Genomic DNA, 19,463 nt, shown 5'->3' on the forward strand with positions numbered 1-19,463 from the left:
ACGCGATCAGGGGATGCAGTGCAAGGCAAAATCGGGCGAAAAAGCGGAGTTTACACGGAGTAAATGAGCATTTTGAGCCTGATTTTAACGCCGCAATGCGCCCCTCAGCGCTTTGTGACACAGTAGGACTATCTCAATCCCAATACATCCTGCATATCAAACAGTCCGCGCTCCTGCTGCACCAACCAGCCTGCGGCACGGACGGCGCCATTGGCGAAGGTCATGCGGCTGGAGGCCTTATGTGTAATCTCCACCCGCTCGCCCAGCCCGGCGAACAGCACGGTGTGATCACCTACAATATCCCCCGCTCGCACGGTGGCAAATCCGATGGTCTTGCGATCGCGCTCACCAGTAACGCCCTCGCGCCCGTAAACTGCACACGATTTGAGATCACGGCCTAATGCATTGGCCACCACCTCACCCATGCGCAATGCTGTACCGGAGGGGGCATCCACTTTATGACGATGATGAGCCTCGATGATTTCGATATCCACCTCATCGCCCAGCACCTGCGCCGCCATTTCCAGCAGTTTGAAGCACAGATTAACACCCACACTCATGTTCGGCGCCATAACAATCGCGACATCATTAGCCGCATCGAGTATCTGCTGACGCTGCTCGGGAGTAAATCCAGTGGTACCGATCACCATGCGCCGCCCTGCGGTGCGGCATATCTTGAGATTAGCCAGCGTAACCTCGGGCCGGGTAAAATCGATCAACACATCGAAATCACCTGTCGACGCGTTTAAATCATCAGTCACCGGCACCCCCAGCTTACCGATACCCGCCATCTCACCCGCATCCACCCCGATCACTGAGCTGCCAGGGCGCTCAAGCGCTACCGCCAAACAAAACCCGGAATTCTGCTGGCAGGCCTCGATAAGACTGCGCCCCATACGCCCTGCCGCGCCGGTAATGGCTACTTTGATCATGAATTCCTCTTTTAAAGCTATGTCGGTGTTTTTAGTTGATTTGAGAGTCTAATTCACCCAACCGGGAAAGGCAAAAGCGGAAAAATCACATTGTAATATTGGGATTAGAGCAAGCGACTTTTGCACGGACTCGTGGGCACCCATCTGGTGGATTGGCCATGTGTTGGCGACGATAACCGCTCTTGTGGGTTGTTCGCACATACAACGCTGCGCTCGCTCACCGTTCAAAGCGCTCGATTTTGAGTGACTCGATAGGCACGAAATGCTTGATGTTGCCGGTGAGTAAGATGAGATTATGTTCCAACGCGGTGGCGGCGATGAGCGCATCACCCAACTGCAATCCGTCACTCAAAGACAATGCCTCCATCAAGGCGGTCGCGCGTTCGGTAATTGCAGGTGTCAGCGGCAGGCGTTGCGTTCTGCGCATCTCGAAACTTTTTTGCACTGCGGCCATCTCCGCTTTGCTGCGAAAGCCCTGCAACAACTCAAGCCACGTGACCGCTGAAATGGTCAGGTTCGGCAACTGATCGAGCCGCCGTGTTGCTTGTGGTAGGCCGCGCAGATGCCAGATCAATACATCGGTATCCACCAGCATTTACGGCTCCTGTTCGCGTGAGAAGCGTGGCGCGCGCAGCTTGTGCAGATAAGCGTCCACGTCCGCCATGTCTTCGCGATCACGCCAAATGCCGAATGCAGGATCGTTGGTGACAAAGGGTTCTGCCTGATTCGCGGCAGTCTGCTCCGCCTCTTCCTCGATGCGCACAGTCACCCGCGCATTGCTCTTTGCGTGCAACCGCTCGCGCCAATCCTGGGGCAGATCGTCCACCTTTACATGCTCAATTACAATCGCATTCATGCCTCACCTCACTTCAGTCTGGCGGCAGGAACGTAAGCGGATCATCCCACTCTCCGTTTTAACTGCCCGCGTTCAACAAACAGATCAATCACCAGCAACACCCTCGCGCTCGCAATCAGAGTCTAATTCACCCCATCAAGAAAGACAAAATCAGAAAAATCCATCCCGGCTACTTGACATTACCATCAATTGCAAATGATAATCATTCTCAATTGATGGTAGCTAAATCGAACAAGCAAGCAAGGAACACCACCTGCGCCTCACCAGCAACGGAAAATTGATTCTGACGAAGCCCATTATTAAACCGCCACGAAGGAGACACGGCCATGCTAACCATCGGACAAACCATCCCTGCCATCGACGTCGAAGCCCTTACGCCCCATGGCGACTATCGCATCATCAACCTGGGCGAACAGCGCAGCCGATGGAAGGTGCTGTTTTTCTGGCAGTGGGACTTCACCTTCACCTGCCTTATGAACATCCGCGCCTACCACGATCTGGTCAGGCAATTCACGGAAAGCGACGCAATATTGCTCGGCGCAAGCGTGGACAGCGTTTATGCGCATCGCGCCTGGACCACCAACGGCCTGGGAAAAATCGGCTTCCCCCTCATCGGCGATGCCACGCGCCAGCTCGCCAGACGCTTTGGGGTGCTCTCCGGGGAAGAGGGCATGGCCGAGTATGCCACCTTCATTATCGACCCCAGCGGGCAAGTCGCCGGGGTTTCCACAAACCCAATGAATGTGTCACACAGCGCACGGGAGGCCTTGCACATGCTGCGGATGATCCAAACAGGCAGAGCTGCCGACCACGATCAGCCACCCTCCCCGCCCTACGGCAGAGTGGCATAGCAGGTACTGCGAACGGCCACCCTTTACTTCTTCAACAGCGCCTTGAGATCGGCGAACGGCTTGAATTGGGCTGAGGTCTCTTGCATTCCTCCTGGGGTCACCGCCCCCTGCCCAGCGGCTTCCAGATACCGCGAGTGTTCATTGTCGTGACAATAAATGCACAGCAACTCCCAGTTACTGCCATCGGATGGATTATTGTCGTGGTTGTGATCCCGGTGATGGACAGTGAGCTCACGAAGATTTTCCCGGCTGAACTCGCGCATGCACCGCCCACATATCCAAGGGTAAAGCTTGAGCGATTTCTCCCGATAGCCCAACTCCCGCTGTGTCTTGTTGCGCTGGGCCTCGGCTACAATCCGGTCCAGCTTATCGTTGTTGGGTTGTGATTTCTTCGTCGGCATATGCATTTCCTCGATTCGCGTTCACCTCAAGATTGATGGGCATTATAGAGCATTTTTTGAGCAGAATTTAGTGCGACAGCCATCCAGACACGCCAACATTAACATTGCCGCTATGGCCTGAACCCACAAGGGTTTCATCAAATACACCTGCATTGCGCAGGAACAAATTGGGCGGACGTGAATCGGTGGATCGTCCAAATTTACTCGCACAACCGAGTGTTTTCTGTTGCCTCAAATTCGCTCATCACCTGCTTGGTTCTTGGTTCCGGCTTAGGATAATTCCCGCACCCGTTTGCAGGATGAGCAGATGGTGGGTGGAACCCAGCGGCTGTTCGCTATAACGCTTCCGCCAGTCTCACCTTCAAAAAAACAACACCTCTCTAAAGTTCCCGCCCTGCGGGCCGATACACATAGCGCACGGGTGATGCGTAAATCCCGGCCGGCGCGATGTATGCGGTCTTTGCCGAACACCAGGCACACCCAATGCCCCCCGGCACAAACAACTGAGAAAGGCCCGCCCATGATCCGCTTACTCTTTCGCTCCCTCACCCCCGCGCTCACGCTGGCCTCGATACTCGCCTTGGCCGCTTGCGGGGGCGGGGGGTGGAGGGTCTGATCCTGGCGGCAATGGTGGCGGCGGTGACATCACACCACCCACCCTGGCTTCCATAACCCCGACCAACGGCGCGACGGAGATCACCGTAAACCCCACTGTATCCGCCACCTTCTCCGAGGCCATGAATGCCTCGACCATCAGCACCAGCACCTTCACGCTCACCGGCCCCAGCGGGGCCGTCTCCGGCACAGTCAGTTACACCGGCAACACCGCCATCTTCTCACCCACGGCCGCACTTGCCAATAGCGCGACCTATACCGCGACGATCACCACCGGCGCGCAGGATGCGGCCGGTAATGCGTTGGCGGCGAACTATTCCTGGAGCTTTACGACCATTGCGGTAGGAGTGGTCGACACCAGCAACCCCACCACCGTCGGCGGCAGTGTGTCTGGCCTGCAAGGTTCGCTCGTGCTGCGCAACAACGGCGGTAACGATCTCGCTCTCAGCTCCAATGGCGCCTTCATCTTTAGTACGGCCTTCGCCGCTGGCACTGCGTATAACGTGACGGTTGCGACCCAGCCAGTTAGTCAGAGCTGCACCGTATTGAATGGCGCCGGCACACTTGCGGCGAATGTCACCAATGTCAGCGTGAGCTGCGTGCTCGCGGCACCGGCGGCACCCACCGTCACGCTCGGGTTCGGCATCAAACAACTCCAGTTCGCGTGGTCCGCTATCAGCGGCACTACCTATTATCGCGTGTTCGAGAACCCCGACGGTGTCTCTGGCTATAGCCAGGTCGGCGCTGACCTGACCGCCACCAGTTATAACCACGGCATCGTGCTGTATCGCCGCGTCAATGCCTCTTACTTTGTGCAGGCCTGCAACAGCGCGGGCTGCACGGCCTCCCCTGCGGTATATGTGTCCGTCGGCCTGACCCAGTCCATCGGTTATTTCAAAGCCTCGAACACAAACGCAGGTGACTGGTTCGGAACCGCCGTTGCCCTCAGCATCGATGGCAACACCCTGGCGGTGGCTGCCTACCGTGAGGACAGCAACGCCGAACTCATCAACGGCAACCAGGCGGATAATTCGGCGAGCTTCGCCGGCGCGGTGTACGTATACACGCGCAGTGCGGGGGTCTGGTTACAGCAGGCCTATGTGAAGGGCTCGGGTACAAGTGTTAGCTTCTTCGGATACGCCGTTGCCCTCAGCAGCGATGGCAACACCTTGGCGGTGGGTGCCCCTGCGGCGGGATCCAGCGGCCAGGTGAACGTATACACGCGCAGCGCTGGGGTTTGGTCATCTTCGGGCTATGCGCAGGCATCGAACGCAAACTTAACTGACTGGTTCGAAACCGCCGTTGCCCTCAGCAGTGATGGCAACACCCTGGCGGTGGGTGCCCCCTTTGAGGACAGCAACGCCACCGGCATCAATGGCAACCAAGCGGATAATTCGGCGACTGACGCCGGCGCGGTGTATGTCTACACGCGCAGCGCCGGGGTCTGGCCACAGCAGGCCTATGTGAAGGCATCGAACACAAACGCAGGTGACGATTTCGGACGCGCCGTTGCCCTCAGTGGCGATGGCAACACCCTGGCGGTGGGTGCCCCCTTTGAGGACAGCAACGCCACCGGCATCAATGGCAACCAGGCTGACAATTCGGTGAGCGAAGCCGGTGCGGTGTATGTCTACACGCGCAGCGCTGGGATTTGGTCACAGCAGGCCTATGTGAAGGCCTCGGACACAAACGCATATACCGTGCTCGGCGATATGTTCGGCTTCGCTGTTGCCCTCAGCGGCGATGGCAACACCCTGGCTGTGGGTGCCCACCGGGAGGACAGCAACGCCACCGGCATCAACGGTAACCATTTGGACAATTCGGCGAGCGATGCGGGCGCGGTGTACGTTTACACACGCAGCGCCGGGGCTTGGTCACAGCAGGCCTATGTGAAGGCATCGATCACAAGCCCAACTGGTGGCGAGTTCGGCTTTGCCGTTGCCCTCAGCAGTGATGGCAACGCCCTGGCGGTGGGTGCCCACCGGGAGTCCAGCAACGCCACCGGCATCAACGGCAACCAGCTGTGGTCCAGTTTGGCGATCCACGCCGGCGCGGTGTACGTATACACGCGCAGCGCTGGGGTCTGGTCACAGCAGGCCTATGTGAAGGCCTCGAACACAAACGCATCTGACCTGTTCGGAACCGCCGTTGCCCTCAGCGGCGATGGCAACACCCTGGCTGTGGGTGCCGTCGATGAGGACAGCAACGCCACTGGCATCAACGGCAACCAGGCGGACAATTCGGCGAGCGGCGCTGGCGCGGTGTACCTGTACTGATTGATCCGAGGTTATGGGATTCAAAGACTATGATTCGAACATACGGACTTTATTGGCATGTTGATAAAGTGTTCTGGGGGCACCAAGCGCCATCGTACTTCACATCACACGGAGTGCCGATATGAAGTACGATGGAAAAAATGATCTGGAAAGGCCTGCCGAAGAAATCCGGCGGTTTCCGCTACAATGGCTGCAAAGAAAGCTTGGTGTCAGAAAGCTTGGTGTCAGGTCTTGCGTTAACGCATAGCCCCTGCTCTTGCTGTTGTTAATTTCACAAAGAGTGTTGCATTGCAAGACCTGACAAAATAGTTTGTTGCTTGACACCATAATTTGTTGCTCTGGCCTCATCGTTGGTGTGTTCCTTAATTAAAACGTTGCGTACATCGAAATTGTGACAGGAGGAGAGAAATGAACTTAGGGGCTGACGCGTTCTCGAACGTCATGGCGTGCATTTCGCTAATTGTTTCAATCGCACTTGCGGTCTTCTACATCAGAGATAGGAGGCATGTGAAGTTTTCCATCGAAAGCGAGCATGCAAATCAGTTGTTGGCATGGCATGCGACTGTCGTTGAGCTATTAGTCGCGCTACGTAACAGCGCCAAGAACAATAAGGACGAAGAAAGGCGCTCATTGCTGGTACGGTTATCTGCGTTAATTGAGCAAGGCCGATTCTATTTTCCAAACATAGACCCTGATGGCTATGGCGCAGAAAAGCCCCCTGCGTACCGCGGGTATCGAAACATTGCATTAGATTTTCTAGTGGCTTCCTACAATCTGCACCATAAGACCTACACGGAGCGAATCGAGAAACAAGCCGTATACCTACAAAAACTATTTACGTCTGTTGTGTTTGAAGTGGTGCGACCAGCGGAACGTCTAGTGAAAATACATAACCTCGCTGATCATTACTTTGTTAAAGACCTTTCCGTAGAGAATCTCGAAGAGCAGGAACAAATTGACGCAATTAGTCATATGTGGGATAGACCCAGATTAAGGTAAGATTAAGTTCGTAGGATGGGTGATTTGAAATGGCGATGTTCGGCTTTCTTGGTTTAGATAAAACCGTCACTGCTGCCGCTGCGGCGGGAGGCGCGCTCGTCGGCGCTGGCGCGGCGCATGTTTATCACAAAATAACAACGGGCGGTAAGATCAAGCGCCTTGAAGAGAGGCTAGGCGACGTTGACGATGAGGCGCAGGAGAGAGCGGTTAAGAAGATCGCCATCTTGAAGGCGCTGGCCCACCGCGACGGCTCGTTCCATGCGGAGGAGAAGCTTTTTCTATATCGCTACATACTCTTGTGTCCTCACCTGCCTGCCGATTTGAAGGTCTCATTGGGGCGGGAGCTTGAGGAGCCACCACCCACCCTGCTGAGCGAGATATGGAAAAAAATCCGCGAAGTGATCCGTTTTTCCGATCTCTTCAAAACGGACGAAGAGGCGGCGGGGTTTGTGCAAACAATGTTGCAGCTGGCCAAGGCGGATGGCCAGACCGACCCATCCGAAATGGATCAGATAAACAAAGTGTGCGCTGATTGTAAAATTCCAGTGCATCTTCATCCCATCGTCAATACAACGAGCCTAACCCGCCAAGGCTGTACTGGATGAAGTGAACGCCAACACCTCACCGCTCCATTGTCTTAATTTCTTCAACGTTTTCAATTATTCTCGAAAGCATCAAAAAATATTTGATGCTTTCAACAATAATTCTCCTGTTACAATTGCGCAATGCGAAAACTTGAACAGCTTGATTTTGACAATACGTTTGCCCGCCTGCCGGACATATTTCACAGCCGTCTCCACCCTACCCCGCTACCTGAGCCTTATCTGGTCAGCTTCAACGCGAACGCCGCCCCATTGATTGACTTGGACAGTGCCGAAACCCAGCGCGCTGACTTCGCTGAATATTTCATTGGCAACCGTTTGCTGCCCGGTTGCGAGCCACTGGCGATGCTCTATGCCGGGCACCAGTTTGGCCACTATGTGCCGCAACTGGGGGATGGGCGCGCGGTATTGCTTGGTGAAGTCAAGAATAGCGCGGGGGAATACTGGGATGTCCAGCTCAAAGGCGCCGGGCGCACCCCTTACTCACGCAATGGCGATGGCCGTGCCGTGCTGCGTTCCAGCATCCGCGAATATTTGTGTTCGGAGGCCATGCATGGTCTGGGCATACCTACGTCGCGCGCCTTGTGTATCGTGGGCAGCGATCACAGGGTTTACCGCGAGCAGGTTGAAACCGCTGCGGTAGTTACACGCATCGCGCCCTCGCACGTGCGTTTTGGCTCGTTTGAAGTGTTTTTCTATCGCGGACAGAACCAGCCTCTTGCCATGCTTGCCGATTACGTCATCGCCAGGCATTTTCCGCGCTTGACTGAAGCACCGGACAAATACCCACGTTTTCTCAACGAAGTCGTAACACGCACCGCAACCCTGATGGCCCAATGGCAAGCGGTGGGATTTTCCCACGGTGTCATGAACACCGACAACATATCTATCCTGGGCCTCACCTTTGATTATGGCCCGTTCGGCTTTATGGAAAATTACGATCCCGGTTATATTTGTAACCAGAAGTGTCCGGTAATTTAATTGAATAGATTCAATTGGTTATTGTCTTTCTGCATGCTCATTTGCGTCTCCGCATTTTTAAGTAATTGATCGAGTGGCGTTTTCTCGAAAAGAGTCAGGCTCAAAATCTGTAGGATTGTGTAAAGCGAAGCCTCGGTATTGAGCCGCTTTTTCACGATGGCGACCACGACGTAAACCGCGATGGCGATCCATATTTGCGTCTTGACTGCATTCTCGGTGGTGCCATAGAACCGCTTGATTCGAAGATGCTGTTTGATCCACTTGAAGAATAGCTCGACCTGCCAGCGGCAACGATAAAGCTGAGCGATGGTCAGCGCAGGCAGGTCGAAGTTGTTGGTCAGAAAGACCAGAAACCTGTCGTGTTCGGCATCGTAGAACTTGATGCGTCGCAGGTGCTGCGGGTAATCCTTGCTGGCCTTGCGAGCAGTCAATGCAATGGTCTGGTCGCAGCGCAGTCCAGTGGACTTGTCCACGGTGCGAGAGTAGACGCGACGAAAGAGCAGATTGGATTTGCCACGGATGACAAAGAACGCCTGTGCTTGATGCAGGGTGAACCAGCGAGCGAAGTCGGTGAAGCCACGATCCATGATGTAAAAGCTGCCGGCTTCGGGTATCAGGATATCGAGCACATTGACCTCGTGCATCTTGCCATCGCTGATGTGGATGAAGGTTGGAATGTTGCCGCGCAGGTCGAGCAGCGTATGCATCTTGACGGCAGCTTTGGTGGAGCGGAAGCGTGCCCACGGAAAGACGCTCAAGCACAGGTCGATGGTCGTGGTATCGAGTGCGTAGACCGTCTGTTCCAGTTCGACCGCAAAGCTGTCGCTGGCGTAAAGCTTTCTGGCGGTCTGGATTAAGCTCATCGCGAAATCCGCGTAGATGCGACAGTCGCGTTGCTCGTTGGCATCGGCCAGCGTGCTCTTGGCGATGTTGCCTCGTATGCCCAAGTGATAGAGCTTGGCTTGGTGGGCGCGCAGACAGGTTTCGATGTCGCGCAGGCTTTCGCGGTAAGTCAGCTGCGCGAACGCCATGCAGAGAAATTGATCGAGATGCGAAAAAGTCTTGGTGGGATATTTGGAAGGGTAGCGCTGCACGCAGCGACGGAATGTGTGAAGGGGCAAATGCTCCATGAGTTGTGCGAACACCAACTGGCCTGAATACATGACGGAAACTCCTGGGGGGAAAGCCCCAGTTTCCCAAAAAATTCACGTTCAAGTCGGTGACACCCCTAAACACACACTTTCCTATTCAACATCATCATGTTATATAGCCGTCTTTGCGAAATTGCCGGACACTTCTGATTTGTAACCATTCCGACCCTGCCGGGCGCTACGCCTATAATCAGCAGCCACAAATCGGCCTATGGAATCTCGCCTGCCTGGCACAGGCCTTGACGCCGATCATCTCGACGGAAGATGCGGAAGCAGCCCTTCAAAGCTATCGTTCGACCTACGCCGAGCGCTATACGGCATTAATGGGACAGAAACTGGGCCTGACTCACGCAAGCAAAGACGATGCTTCGCTGGTTAATACGCTATTGGACATGATGCACACCAGCCACGCCGACTACACCAACCTGTTCCGCAGTTTAAGCCATTTCAAGTCGGCACCCGGAGAGAAAAACGCTGCGTTGCGCGATCAATTCATCGACCGCACAGCGTTCGACACCTGGAGCGCATCTTATCGCGACCGCTTACAAAGGGAGCAAGGCTCGGATGCGGAACGCAAAACACGCATGAACAAGGTCAATCCAAAGTACATTTTACGCAATCATTTGGCGCAGACTGCCATCAACAAGGCCGAACAGGGGCGCGATTTTTCAGAAGTAGACCGCTTGTTGAGATTGCTCCAACATCCTTTTAACGAACAACCGGAGATGGAGGATTATGCCGCAACACCGCCGGAATGGGCGCGCCACATTACAGTAAATTGCTCATCCTAATAAAGGGTCTCGCTTTTTCTGCGGTGACCCTATGTGTACCGTACCCCGCTTGAGTGCCAATTCGACTTGCTTTTGCCGCTCCGCCGAGCTGACACGCTTTTCTTCCGTCAGAGAGTCGAAACAGTGCGGACAGGATATGCCCTCCTGGTATTTTGGCGAGGCTTTGTCTTGGGGTGATATGGCATAACGGCAGGCGTGGCATTGTTCGTATTCACCCAATGCCAGGCCATGCCCGACAGCCACCCGCTGGTCAAATACGAAACATTCGCCTTGCCACAGGCTTTTTTCAGCGGGGATCTTTTCCAAATATTTTAGAATACCGCCTTGCAGGTGGTAGACCTCCTCGAATCCCTGCTCCAACATGAAAGATGTGGCTTTTTCACAGCGAATGCCGCCGGTGCAAAACATGGCGACTTTTTTATGTTTTGCGGGGTCGAGGTTTTTGCTGACGTAGTCCGGAAACTCACGGAACGTATCCGTGCCGGGGTCAATCGCACCGCGAAAAGTGCCAATATCGTATTCATAGCCATTGCGTGTATCAATCAGCACCACATCCGAATCGGAGATCAGGGCATTCCAATCTTCCGGGGCGACGCGGATACCTACCTTTTCGTTTGGATCAACGCCCGGCACACCCAGCGTGACGATTTCCTTTTTCAGGCGAACCTTCATCCGGTAAAAAGGCATTTCATCGGCATAAGACTCTTTGTGTTCCAGGTCCGCAAGTCGTGCATCCGCACGCAGAAATGAGATCAGGGCATCAATCCCTGAGCGCGTGCCCGCGACGGTACCGTTAATGCCTTCCGCGGCAAGCAAAAGCGTTCCCTTTAGCCCTTGCGCAACGCAAAAATCGAGCATGCCAGGTTGCATGTCCCGGTAGTCAGGCAGCTTGGCGAATTTGTATAAGGCGGCAACAATAATATTTGTCATAATCTTTTCGGTTTATCAATGTCAATGGGACTACGGGGTTTTTAACATAACCAAGTCTACCTGCACTGTGTCGTCCTTATCGGCCAGCCAAATCTGCCCATCCTGAACGGTACATAGCAACTGCATATTGCGCTGCGCCAACTTCGCCAAGGCTTGGCTTACGGCCATTGACAGGTTTATCACTGTGAGATTTTTCAGCCTTCCAAGATTGCTGCTGTTTTGATCCCACCAGATATCGGCGCTACGCCCGCCATAATTATAAATGAATACGTGCCGGGCGCGGCCACAGGCTTTGCGAACCCGTTTTTCGTCGGGCAAACCCACGTCTATCCAGGTTTCGATGGCGCCGGTTAAATCCTTCTGCCAGAGATCGGGCTCATCATCAGCGCTTAACCCCTTGCCAAACGCCAATGCCTCGTGAGCGTGCTGCACAAAGGCCAATAAGCGCACCATCATGCGCTCGTCGGTTTCCGATGAATGCTGGGCGATGGTAAGAACGTGATCATGGTAATAGTTACGATCCATGTCGACGATTTGCAATTCGGCTTTAAAAATAGTTGCTTTAAGGGCCATAGGTCACTTTTAATGTTGCCGTGGATTCGACGCTGCATCTGGGCAGGCAGCGCATACATGAACGGGTTCTAAGTTATAATTGCCATTCAGAAGTGTCCGGCAATTTCGCAAAGACGGCTATATAACATGATGATGTTGAATAGGAAAGTGTGTGTTTAGGGGTGTCACCGACTTGAACGTGAATTTTTTGGGAAACTGGGGCTTTCCCCCCAGGAGTTTCCGTCATGTATTCAGGCCAGTTGGTGTTCGCACAACTCATGGAGCATTTGCCCCTTCACACATTCCGTCGCTGCGTGCAGCGCTACCCTTCCAAATATCCCACCAAGACTTTTTCGCATCTCGATCAATTTCTCTGCATGGCGTTCGCGCAGCTGACTTACCGCGAAAGCCTGCGCGACATCGAAACCTGTCTGCGCGCCCACCAAGCCAAGCTCTATCACTTGGGCATACGAGGCAACATCGCCAAGAGCACGCTGGCCGATGCCAACGAGCAACGCGACCGTCGCATCTACGCGGATTTCGCGATGAGCTTAATCCAGACCGCCAGAAAGCTTTACGCCAGCGACAGCTTTGCGGTCGAACTGGAACAGACGGTCTACGCACTCGATACCACGACCATCGACCTGTGCTTGAGCGTCTTTCCGTGGGCACGCTTCCGCTCCACCAAAGCTGCCGTCAAGATGCATACGCTGCTCGACCTGCGCGGCAACATTCCAACCTTCATCCACATCAGCGATGGCAAGATGCACGAGGTCAATGTGCTCGATATCCTGATACCCGAAGCCGGCAGCTTTTACATCATGGATCGTGGCTTCACCGACTTCGCTCGCTGGTTCACCCTGCATCAAGCACAGGCGTTCTTTGTCATCCGTGGCAAATCCAATCTGCTCTTTCGTCGCGTCTACTCTCGCACCGTGGACAAGTCCACTGGACTGCGCTGCGACCAGACCATTGCATTGACTGCTCGCAAGGCCAGCAAGGATTACCCGCAGCACCTGCGACGCATCAAGTTCTACGATGCCGAACACGACAGGTTTCTGGTCTTTCTGACCAACAACTTCGACCTGCCTGCGCTGACCATCGCTCAGCTTTATCGTTGCCGCTGGCAGGTCGAGCTATTCTTCAAGTGGATCAAACAGCATCTTCGAATCAAGCGGTTCTATGGCACCACCGAGAATGCAGTCAAGACGCAAATATGGATCGCCATCGCGGTTTACGTCGTGGTCGCCATCGTGAAAAAGCGGCTCAATACCGAGGCTTCGCTTTACACAATCCTACAGATTTTGAGCCTGACTCTTTTCGAGAAAACGCCACTCGATCAATTACTTAAAAATGCGGAGACGCAAATGAGCATGCAGAAAGACAATAACCAATTGAATCTATTCAATTAAATTACCGGACACTTCTGATTGCCATTATAATCGTAACCACCATGGCATATGCGGTATATAGATATGAAGGAATTTCATACAGTGACGACAAAACAAACCATGCATATAAAGACATTACTGATCGCCTGCATGGGCGCCGCCATGATGACCGGCTGCGCCATAGAAAGCACGACACAGTCCGGGGCGGTGGGCGCTGACCGCAAACAGTTTATGATCGTTTCAGAAGAAGATGCACAGCGTGCCGGAAGCGCCCAATACGCGCAGTTAAAGCAGCAGGCCACGGCACGCGGCGCACTCAACAGCGATAAAAAACAATATGACCGCCTGGTTGCAATAGCCAACAACATCATACCTCAAACTGCCGTATTCCGTTCCGACGCACTAAGCTGGAAATGGGAAATCAGCCTGTTCAATAGCGATGAGATCAACGCTTTTTGCATGCCGGGTGGAAAAATTGGGGTTTATAGCGGCCTGATCAACAAACTCAAACTTACGGACGATGAGATAGCCGTCGTGATGGGGCATGAAATCGCTCATGCGCTGCGTGAACACTCGCGTGAACAGATGTCCCAGGCACTCGGGCAACAAGCCATATTCGCAGGGCTGTCTATTTTCACTGGGATGAATGCCACGCAGCTCAATGTGTTGCAACAAGCCTCAGAGGTTGGGCTAACTTTACCGCATTCACGAAAAGATGAACGGGAAGCTGACCGTATCGGCCTTGAGCTGGCTGCCCGCGCCGGCTTTAACCCGCGTGCTGGCATCAGTGTGTGGAAAAAGATGCTGGCGGCGGATGGCTCCGGCCCGCCTCAGTTCCTGAGCACCCACCCCGCCCCTGAATCGCGGATTCAGGATATCGAAGCACTGATGCCGATTGTTATGCCGCTTTATGAAGATGCGATTAAAAACAAAGGACATAGGAACAATCGTTGATAGTAGGTATTGATGGCTTGGTTTTGCCGCGCGTCTCATTTACACTTGCAGCACACTGTTTACAACCAACAATGGAATCAATATCGCAATGAAATACCTGCTGAAATCCCTGACCCTTGGCACCCTTATGGTGGTTAGCGCACAGACGACTGCTGCGCCGGTTGCCGACGCTCATCCACATGTACTCATGGAAACCAGCCTGGGCAATATCGTGCTGGAACTGGACCGCGCCAAGGCCCCAAAATCGGTGGAGAATTTCATCAAGTACGTGCAGGACGGCTTTTACGACGGCACCATCTTTCACCGCGTCATCAGCAACTTCATGATTCAGGGCGGCGGATTCACCTCAGACTATGCGCAAAAACCAGTCCGCGCGCCCATTAACAACGAAGCCGACAATGGCCTCCAGAACATGCGCGGCACCATTGCCATGGCACGCACCGGCGACCCCCATTCGGCCACCGCGCAGTTTTTCATCAACACCGTCGATAATGACTTTCTGAATCACAGCGCACCCAACCCGCGCGGCTGGGGTTATGCGGTATTCGGCAAAGTGGTCGAGGGTATGGAAGTGGTGGACAAGATTCGCGCCGTTTCTACCGGTTCTGGCGGCCCCTTCCCTACCGATGTCCCCAAAGTTTCCGTAGTTATCAAAAAGGTCTCGCTGGTCGGCGCCGCTAAAGCAAAATAATCACCTGACGGGACAGCCGTTGCCGGTCAGGCTGAGCAGGGGCGGATCTCCATCCCGCCCCTGCTTATTTCCCGAGAAAAGCAGGCCACCCTTCCCTGTATAGCTGAAAAGGCCTCTTCAATTTTATGAGCACGCTATTTATTTCCGACCTGCATCTAAGCACCGAGCGGCCCGAAATTACCCACCTTTTTTTAGAGTTTCTGCGCAATGAGGCTGCCCAGGCCGATGCGCTGTATATTCTCGGCGATTTGTTCGAAGTGTGGATAGGCGATGATGCCTCCGTATCCGAATATCGCACGGTCATTGAAGGTCTGCGGCATCTGGTGGGCAGCGGCACCCCTGTCTATGTGATGCACGGTAACCGGGATTTCTTGATGGCAAAGGGTTTTGAGGAGGCCAGCGGCAGTCGCATCATTCCCGACCCCACCATTATCGATCTGTATGGCGAACCAACACTGCTCATGCACGGCGATACGCTGTGTACCGATGACATCGAATACCAGCGTTTCCGCAGCCAAGTACGTGATCCAGCGCGGCAGCAGCAATTTCTCTCATTACCCCCGCAACAGCGCGCCGCCATCGCCATGGATTATCGCGCGCAGAGCCGCGAGAAATCCAGCCAGAAGGCGCAGGAAATCATGGATGTAAATCCACAGGCGGTGGAAAACACCTTGCGCGAACACGGTGTGATTAGCATGATCCACGGCCACACTCACCGCCCAGCCACGCATAAAATTACGGTAGACGGCAAAACCGCGCAGCGCACCGTGCTTGGCGATTGGTATCATCAAGGAAGTGTGCTGACTTGCAGCGACACAGGCTGCGACCTAACAACCTATTATATTTAAAACCATATCTCCCCTCCCGCCGGAGGCAAGCTCAGCCCAGAGCATGCCTTCCCCTATATCACCTTAATCACTGTTTGATGACAGGCTGATGTAAGACTGTAGCCAGCGCCAGTCTTGTGTAACTTTGTCACAGAAGAAATGTTCTGAATATGGTTCATTAGTCACGTGGTGAAAATGGTTTCGAAGGACATGAAAAAGCGCGCGGACACAATAGCATTCTAGAAAAAATAGGGATGGCGAAACAGTAAATTCGCGCACAAGCGGCGCGGAAGGAGCGAGCCATGAAGTCTCGAATCGCTATGCTTGGTACGGGTGCATTCTTGCTGCATGTTGCCACTATATCACTCGCTGACGAGGTGCCCACTATTCAGACGATAGAAGAGCATTGCTTTGCCGAAGCCATGATTGGGTTTGATTCCGTGATCAATGCACGGCTCGATGTTCCTGTCGAGCACGCCATGGAAATTGCTTCATTCCATCCTGCCCCGCCCGTCATGGGAAAAAATTACGCCAAAGAACTCCTTTCAGTTATCTTAAATGCCTATCTATGGGATGGACCGCCCCATAACTATGCGACTCACGTATTCTACATATGCGCAATCACCCATCCTGTCCCTGACTTTCCCTCCGCGTTCTTTTGATTTTTCCGTTTCCGTTCCTTAGTGGAATCGTAGGGTGCGCCCCACGCACCTATGATTGTGGTGCGTGGGGCGCGCCCTACATAACTATTGACGCTCTGAAATAGCCAGCAGCCTTACCCCGTATTCCGCATACCCGCAGCAATCGCGTTGATGGAACGCAATAACGGGTCCAGCCAGGCTGCGCGTTCCGCGTCGCTGAGAGAGGTGTCGCGGTAGCGTTTGAGCAGGGTCACCTGGATATGATTAAGCGGATCCAGGTAAGGATTGCGGCGGCGCATGGAGAGTGCCAGTAGAGGATTTTCCTCGACCAGCGACTCTATTCCAGCCACATCCAGAATCTGGCTCACTGTCTGTTCATATTCATCGCGGATCAGGTTATAGACGCACTGCCGCGCATCCTCATCATTGCACAGCTCTGCATATTCCTGTGCGATCGACATATCCGCCTTGAACAGTGCCATCTGGGTATTGCTCAACATAGCGCGGAAAAACGGCCATTCCTTGTACATGGACTGGAGCTGGGAAAAGCGCTCCGGCGTTTTTTTTCGCCAGCTCGCCAGCGCAGTGCCGATGCCGTACCATGCCGGCAGTGTGTGACGCGACTGGCCCCAGCCAAATACCCAGGCAATCGCGCGCACTGAATTCTTCGAGCGATCCGCCTTGTTACGGTGTGACGGGCGGGAGCCGATGTTGAGCAAGCCGATTTCGCTAACGGGCGTGGCCTCATAAAAATAGTCGAGAAAACCGGCGGTATGGTTCGTCAAGTTCCGGTAGGCTGCCTCTCCGGCCTGTGACAACTGAGCCATAGTATCAAGATGCTCACGTTGCTCTGCAGCAGGCGTCTGGATCAGTCCGCGGCTCGCCTTGAGGAGACCGGTGATGCCCATGGAAAGTTCATAGACCGCCGTTTCCGTGTTGCTATACTTGTACGAGATCATCTCGCCCTGCTCGGTGAATTTGATCTGGCCGAACACCGTGCCCGCGGGCTGAGAAAGAATGGACTCGTGCGTAGGACCACCGCCGCGCCCCACCGTACCACCCCGCCCATGGAAAAGGCGGCACTCGATACCGCGTGAGGCAGTGATGGCGGTGATCTTTTTCTGCGCCTCGTAGAGATACCACGAAGAGGTTATAATCCCGCCGTCCTTGCAGGAATCGGAGTATCCCAGCATCACCTCCTGCTTGTTGCCCGATACCTTGAGCAGTGCGGCATAGGTGGGATTATCGAGTAGCGCCGTCAACACCTGATCGATATGCGCCAGATCGTTGATAGTTTCAAACAGGGGTGCGACATGAATATTGCAGAACCACCCCTCATCATTGCAACCGGCCAGCCCCGCCTGACGCGCCAGCAGCATCACTTCCATGATGTGGCTGGCGGCATGGGTCATTGAAATAACATAGCTGCCGAAGGCCTTGGGGCTGATTTCACGGCGCATACGCGCCATTACCGTGAACACCTCCAGGGTTTCAAGCGTGGCGGGGCTCAACACACTCGCATCGGCCATCAGCGGACGATCTTCAGCGATAACCGCAGATAACAGCGCCATGCGTTCCACTTCGGACAACGCAAAATAATTAACAGTTTCCGGCTGCTGAGCCAGCAATTCCGCAACAGCCGCAGTATGGCGCGATGATTCCTGACGCACATCCAGATGCATCAGGAAAAAGCCAAAGGTCTCCACCAACCGTATCAAATCCTTAAGATCGCCTTCGGCGACACTGGCATCACCGTGACTGACCAAAGAATCGTGCATCAAATAAAGATCGGTGAGTAATTCCTCCTCGGAGTCATAACCCGTCCCTGGATCATTCGCCTCTTTATTGTCGATACGCTTTTTGACCAGCAGGAGGTTGGCCTCCAGACGATAACGCATCACGTACAGCTTGCGCCGGTAAGGCTCATTGGCGAACCGGGTAGGCGCATCGCGCAAGGCCTTGTCCAGGAAGTGATCATCCCGCTTCAGGCTGGCCAGAAACGCCAGGGACGGCTGACACAACAGCACGGAGTGCGTCAGAACATAGCTAAGCTGTGTTACCCGGCTGATATATTCCAGCAGTATGGCGCGCGCCTGAAGGCGTAGCGCAAGCACCGTTGTCTCCGGGGTGACGTTGGGATTTCCGTCCCGATCACCGCCGATCCACGACCCAAAGCGCAGCAAGCTCGGCGCGGCAATCGCCCTGCCATTGGATGGATCGGCGCCATAGGTCTTTTTGATGGCCTTTTCCAGGTAACGATAAGTAATCGGCACCGCCTGGAACAGGCATTCCTGAAAATAGTAAATGCCGTTTTTGATTTCGTCAGGCACCGTAGGCCGATGGATACGCACCTCATCGGTCTTCCACAGGATCTGGATCTGGTCCTCCAGCAATTCGATGATTTCGTCACGCTCGTTGGGGCCTACACGCGGGTCATCCAGACGTTCACTGGTAACAAAGATGCGCCGCAACGCCTCCATGATGGTGCGGCGCTTCGATTCCGTGGGATGTGCGGTAATCACGGGGATATAGGCAAGCCGCTCGAGGACCGCCTGCAACTGCGATGCAGTGATGTCCTGGTCGTAAAACTCGCGCAGCGTCGCATCAAACGACCCCGTCCACAGCGGCCCACCCGCGCGCACCTGAAGGCGGCGCTGACGATGCTGATAAGCCTCTTCTGCGATATTCACCAGACTAAAATAGGTGCTGAAGGCGCGCACCACATGCGTCAGCGTCTCCGGGTCCAGTTCACTGATAAATTCAGCAAGCTGCTGCCTTTTGCGCACATTTTCCTTGCCGTGCAGGGTAAGGTAGCCTTTACGCAAGGTTTCCACAGCAACAAACACCCGCTCTCCGGCCTGGGCATGGAGAATATTGCCCAACAGATTGCCAAACAGCCTGACGCGCTCCCGCAGTTCTTTGTCACTCATGGATGATTTCTTTCGGTTATATGGAAATAAGGCAAAGCGGGATATTATAACCTGTTGGCGGGTCTCTGAGGAATCCAAAAGCTGCCGCGCGC

General features: G+C 54.3%; 19 protein-coding genes and 1 pseudogene. 11 read left to right on the forward strand and 9 right to left on the reverse strand.

Features of this window, described 5'->3' with window-relative positions:
- Nucleotides 1–128: 128 nt before the first annotated feature.
- From dapB to M3A44_10945, 3 genes are all read right to left on the reverse strand, one after another.
- Nucleotides 129–932, reverse strand: coding sequence for a 4-hydroxy-tetrahydrodipicolinate reductase (gene dapB / locus M3A44_10935; protein MEQ6342142.1), 804 nt, complete (start codon nt 930–932; stop codon nt 129–131).
- Between the two features lie 217 nt (nt 933–1,149).
- Entirely contained in the window at nt 1,150–1,527 is a 378-nt protein-coding gene (locus M3A44_10940; protein ID MEQ6342143.1) for a type II toxin-antitoxin system VapC family toxin, read from the reverse strand.
- The gene (locus M3A44_10945) at nt 1,528–1,788 is read right to left on the reverse strand and encodes a hypothetical protein (GenBank protein MEQ6342144.1); all 261 of its coding nucleotides are present in this window, start codon (nt 1,786–1,788) and stop codon (nt 1,528–1,530) included.
- A 326-nt stretch (nt 1,789–2,114) separates the two neighbouring features.
- On the opposite strand from M3A44_10945, the gene M3A44_10950 reads away from it, so the two are divergent.
- Complete coding sequence (locus M3A44_10950; protein ID MEQ6342145.1) at nt 2,115–2,639, forward strand: redoxin domain-containing protein; 525 nt, start codon at nt 2,115–2,117, stop codon at nt 2,637–2,639.
- Nucleotides 2,640–2,662: 23 nt separating this feature from the next.
- On the opposite strand, the gene M3A44_10955 is transcribed toward M3A44_10950, so the two are convergent.
- Together M3A44_10955 and M3A44_10960 are read right to left on the reverse strand one after the other, a co-directional pair.
- Nucleotides 2,663–3,040 (reverse strand): YajD family HNH nuclease, encoded by a 378-nt coding sequence (locus M3A44_10955; protein ID MEQ6342146.1) that lies wholly within the window; start codon nt 3,038–3,040, stop codon nt 2,663–2,665.
- Between the two features lie 529 nt (nt 3,041–3,569).
- Nucleotides 3,570–3,794 carry a hypothetical protein gene (locus M3A44_10960; protein MEQ6342147.1) on the reverse strand — a complete coding sequence of 75 codons (225 nt, stop codon included), beginning with the start codon at nt 3,792–3,794 and terminating at the stop codon, nt 3,570–3,572.
- On the opposite strand from M3A44_10960, the gene M3A44_10965 reads away from it, so the two are divergent.
- From M3A44_10965 to M3A44_10980, 4 genes and pseudogenes are all read left to right on the forward strand, one after another.
- Entirely contained in the window at nt 3,736–5,931 is a 2,196-nt protein-coding gene (locus M3A44_10965) for an Ig-like domain-containing protein (protein ID MEQ6342148.1), read from the forward strand. The two genes, M3A44_10960 and M3A44_10965, sit on opposite strands and share 59 nt — an antisense overlap.
- A 507-nt stretch (nt 5,932–6,438) precedes the next feature.
- A complete protein-coding gene (locus M3A44_10970; protein MEQ6342149.1) occupies nt 6,439–6,930 on the forward strand; it encodes a hypothetical protein in 492 nt (163 codons plus the stop codon).
- Nucleotides 6,931–6,959: 29 nt separating this feature from the next.
- The gene (locus tag M3A44_10975) at nt 6,960–7,535 is read left to right on the forward strand and encodes a TerB family tellurite resistance protein (GenBank protein MEQ6342150.1); all 576 of its coding nucleotides are present in this window, start codon (nt 6,960–6,962) and stop codon (nt 7,533–7,535) included.
- A gap of 120 nt (nt 7,536–7,655) precedes the next feature.
- A pseudogene (locus M3A44_10980) lies at nt 7,656–8,492 on the forward strand (YdiU family protein).
- A gap of 17 nt (nt 8,493–8,509) precedes the next feature.
- Here the strand turns inward: M3A44_10980 and M3A44_10985 are convergent.
- Complete coding sequence (locus tag M3A44_10985; protein MEQ6342151.1) at nt 8,510–9,676, reverse strand: IS4 family transposase; 1,167 nt, start codon at nt 9,674–9,676, stop codon at nt 8,510–8,512.
- A 113-nt stretch (nt 9,677–9,789) separates the two neighbouring features.
- Between M3A44_10985 and M3A44_10990 the strand changes: the two genes are divergently transcribed.
- Nucleotides 9,790–10,455 (forward strand): protein adenylyltransferase SelO family protein, encoded by a 666-nt coding sequence (locus tag M3A44_10990; protein MEQ6342152.1) that lies wholly within the window; start codon nt 9,790–9,792, stop codon nt 10,453–10,455.
- Here the strand turns inward: M3A44_10990 and M3A44_10995 are convergent.
- Together M3A44_10995 and M3A44_11000 are read right to left on the reverse strand one after the other, a co-directional pair.
- Entirely contained in the window at nt 10,447–11,385 is a 939-nt protein-coding gene (locus tag M3A44_10995) for a rhodanese-related sulfurtransferase (GenBank protein ID MEQ6342153.1), read from the reverse strand. The two genes, M3A44_10990 and M3A44_10995, sit on opposite strands and share 9 nt — an antisense overlap.
- Before the next feature lie 30 nt (nt 11,386–11,415).
- Nucleotides 11,416–11,958 carry a YaeQ family protein gene (locus tag M3A44_11000; GenBank protein MEQ6342154.1) on the reverse strand — a complete coding sequence of 181 codons (543 nt, stop codon included), beginning with the start codon at nt 11,956–11,958 and terminating at the stop codon, nt 11,416–11,418.
- Between the two features lie 224 nt (nt 11,959–12,182).
- On the opposite strand from M3A44_11000, the gene M3A44_11005 reads away from it, so the two are divergent.
- The 5 genes from M3A44_11005 (at nt 12,183) to M3A44_11025 (ending at nt 16,462) form a co-directional block, all read left to right on the forward strand.
- Nucleotides 12,183–13,349, forward strand: a complete 1,167-nt coding sequence (locus M3A44_11005) for an IS4 family transposase (GenBank protein MEQ6342155.1) — start codon at nt 12,183–12,185, stop codon at nt 13,347–13,349.
- A 99-nt stretch (nt 13,350–13,448) separates the two neighbouring features.
- On the forward strand, nt 13,449–14,282 hold the full coding sequence (locus M3A44_11010; protein MEQ6342156.1) for a M48 family metallopeptidase: 834 nt from the start codon (nt 13,449–13,451) through the stop codon (nt 14,280–14,282).
- 127 nt (nt 14,283–14,409) lie between these two features.
- Complete coding sequence (locus M3A44_11015) at nt 14,410–14,973, forward strand: peptidylprolyl isomerase (GenBank protein ID MEQ6342157.1); 564 nt, start codon at nt 14,410–14,412, stop codon at nt 14,971–14,973.
- 125 nt (nt 14,974–15,098) lie between these two features.
- A complete protein-coding gene (locus tag M3A44_11020) occupies nt 15,099–15,821 on the forward strand; it encodes a UDP-2,3-diacylglucosamine diphosphatase (GenBank protein MEQ6342158.1) in 723 nt (240 codons plus the stop codon).
- 281 nt (nt 15,822–16,102) lie between these two features.
- The gene (locus tag M3A44_11025) at nt 16,103–16,462 is read left to right on the forward strand and encodes a hypothetical protein (protein ID MEQ6342159.1); all 360 of its coding nucleotides are present in this window, start codon (nt 16,103–16,105) and stop codon (nt 16,460–16,462) included.
- Nucleotides 16,463–16,575: 113 nt separating this feature from the next.
- Here M3A44_11025 and ppc read toward each other — a convergent pair whose 3' ends face one another.
- Nucleotides 16,576–19,371, reverse strand: a complete 2,796-nt coding sequence (gene ppc, locus M3A44_11030; protein MEQ6342160.1) for a phosphoenolpyruvate carboxylase — start codon at nt 19,369–19,371, stop codon at nt 16,576–16,578.
- Nucleotides 19,372–19,463 lie beyond the last annotated feature (92 nt).

It is taken from the genome of Gammaproteobacteria bacterium (assembly GCA_040183005.1).
In the GTDB taxonomy this organism is placed as follows: Bacteria; Pseudomonadota; Gammaproteobacteria.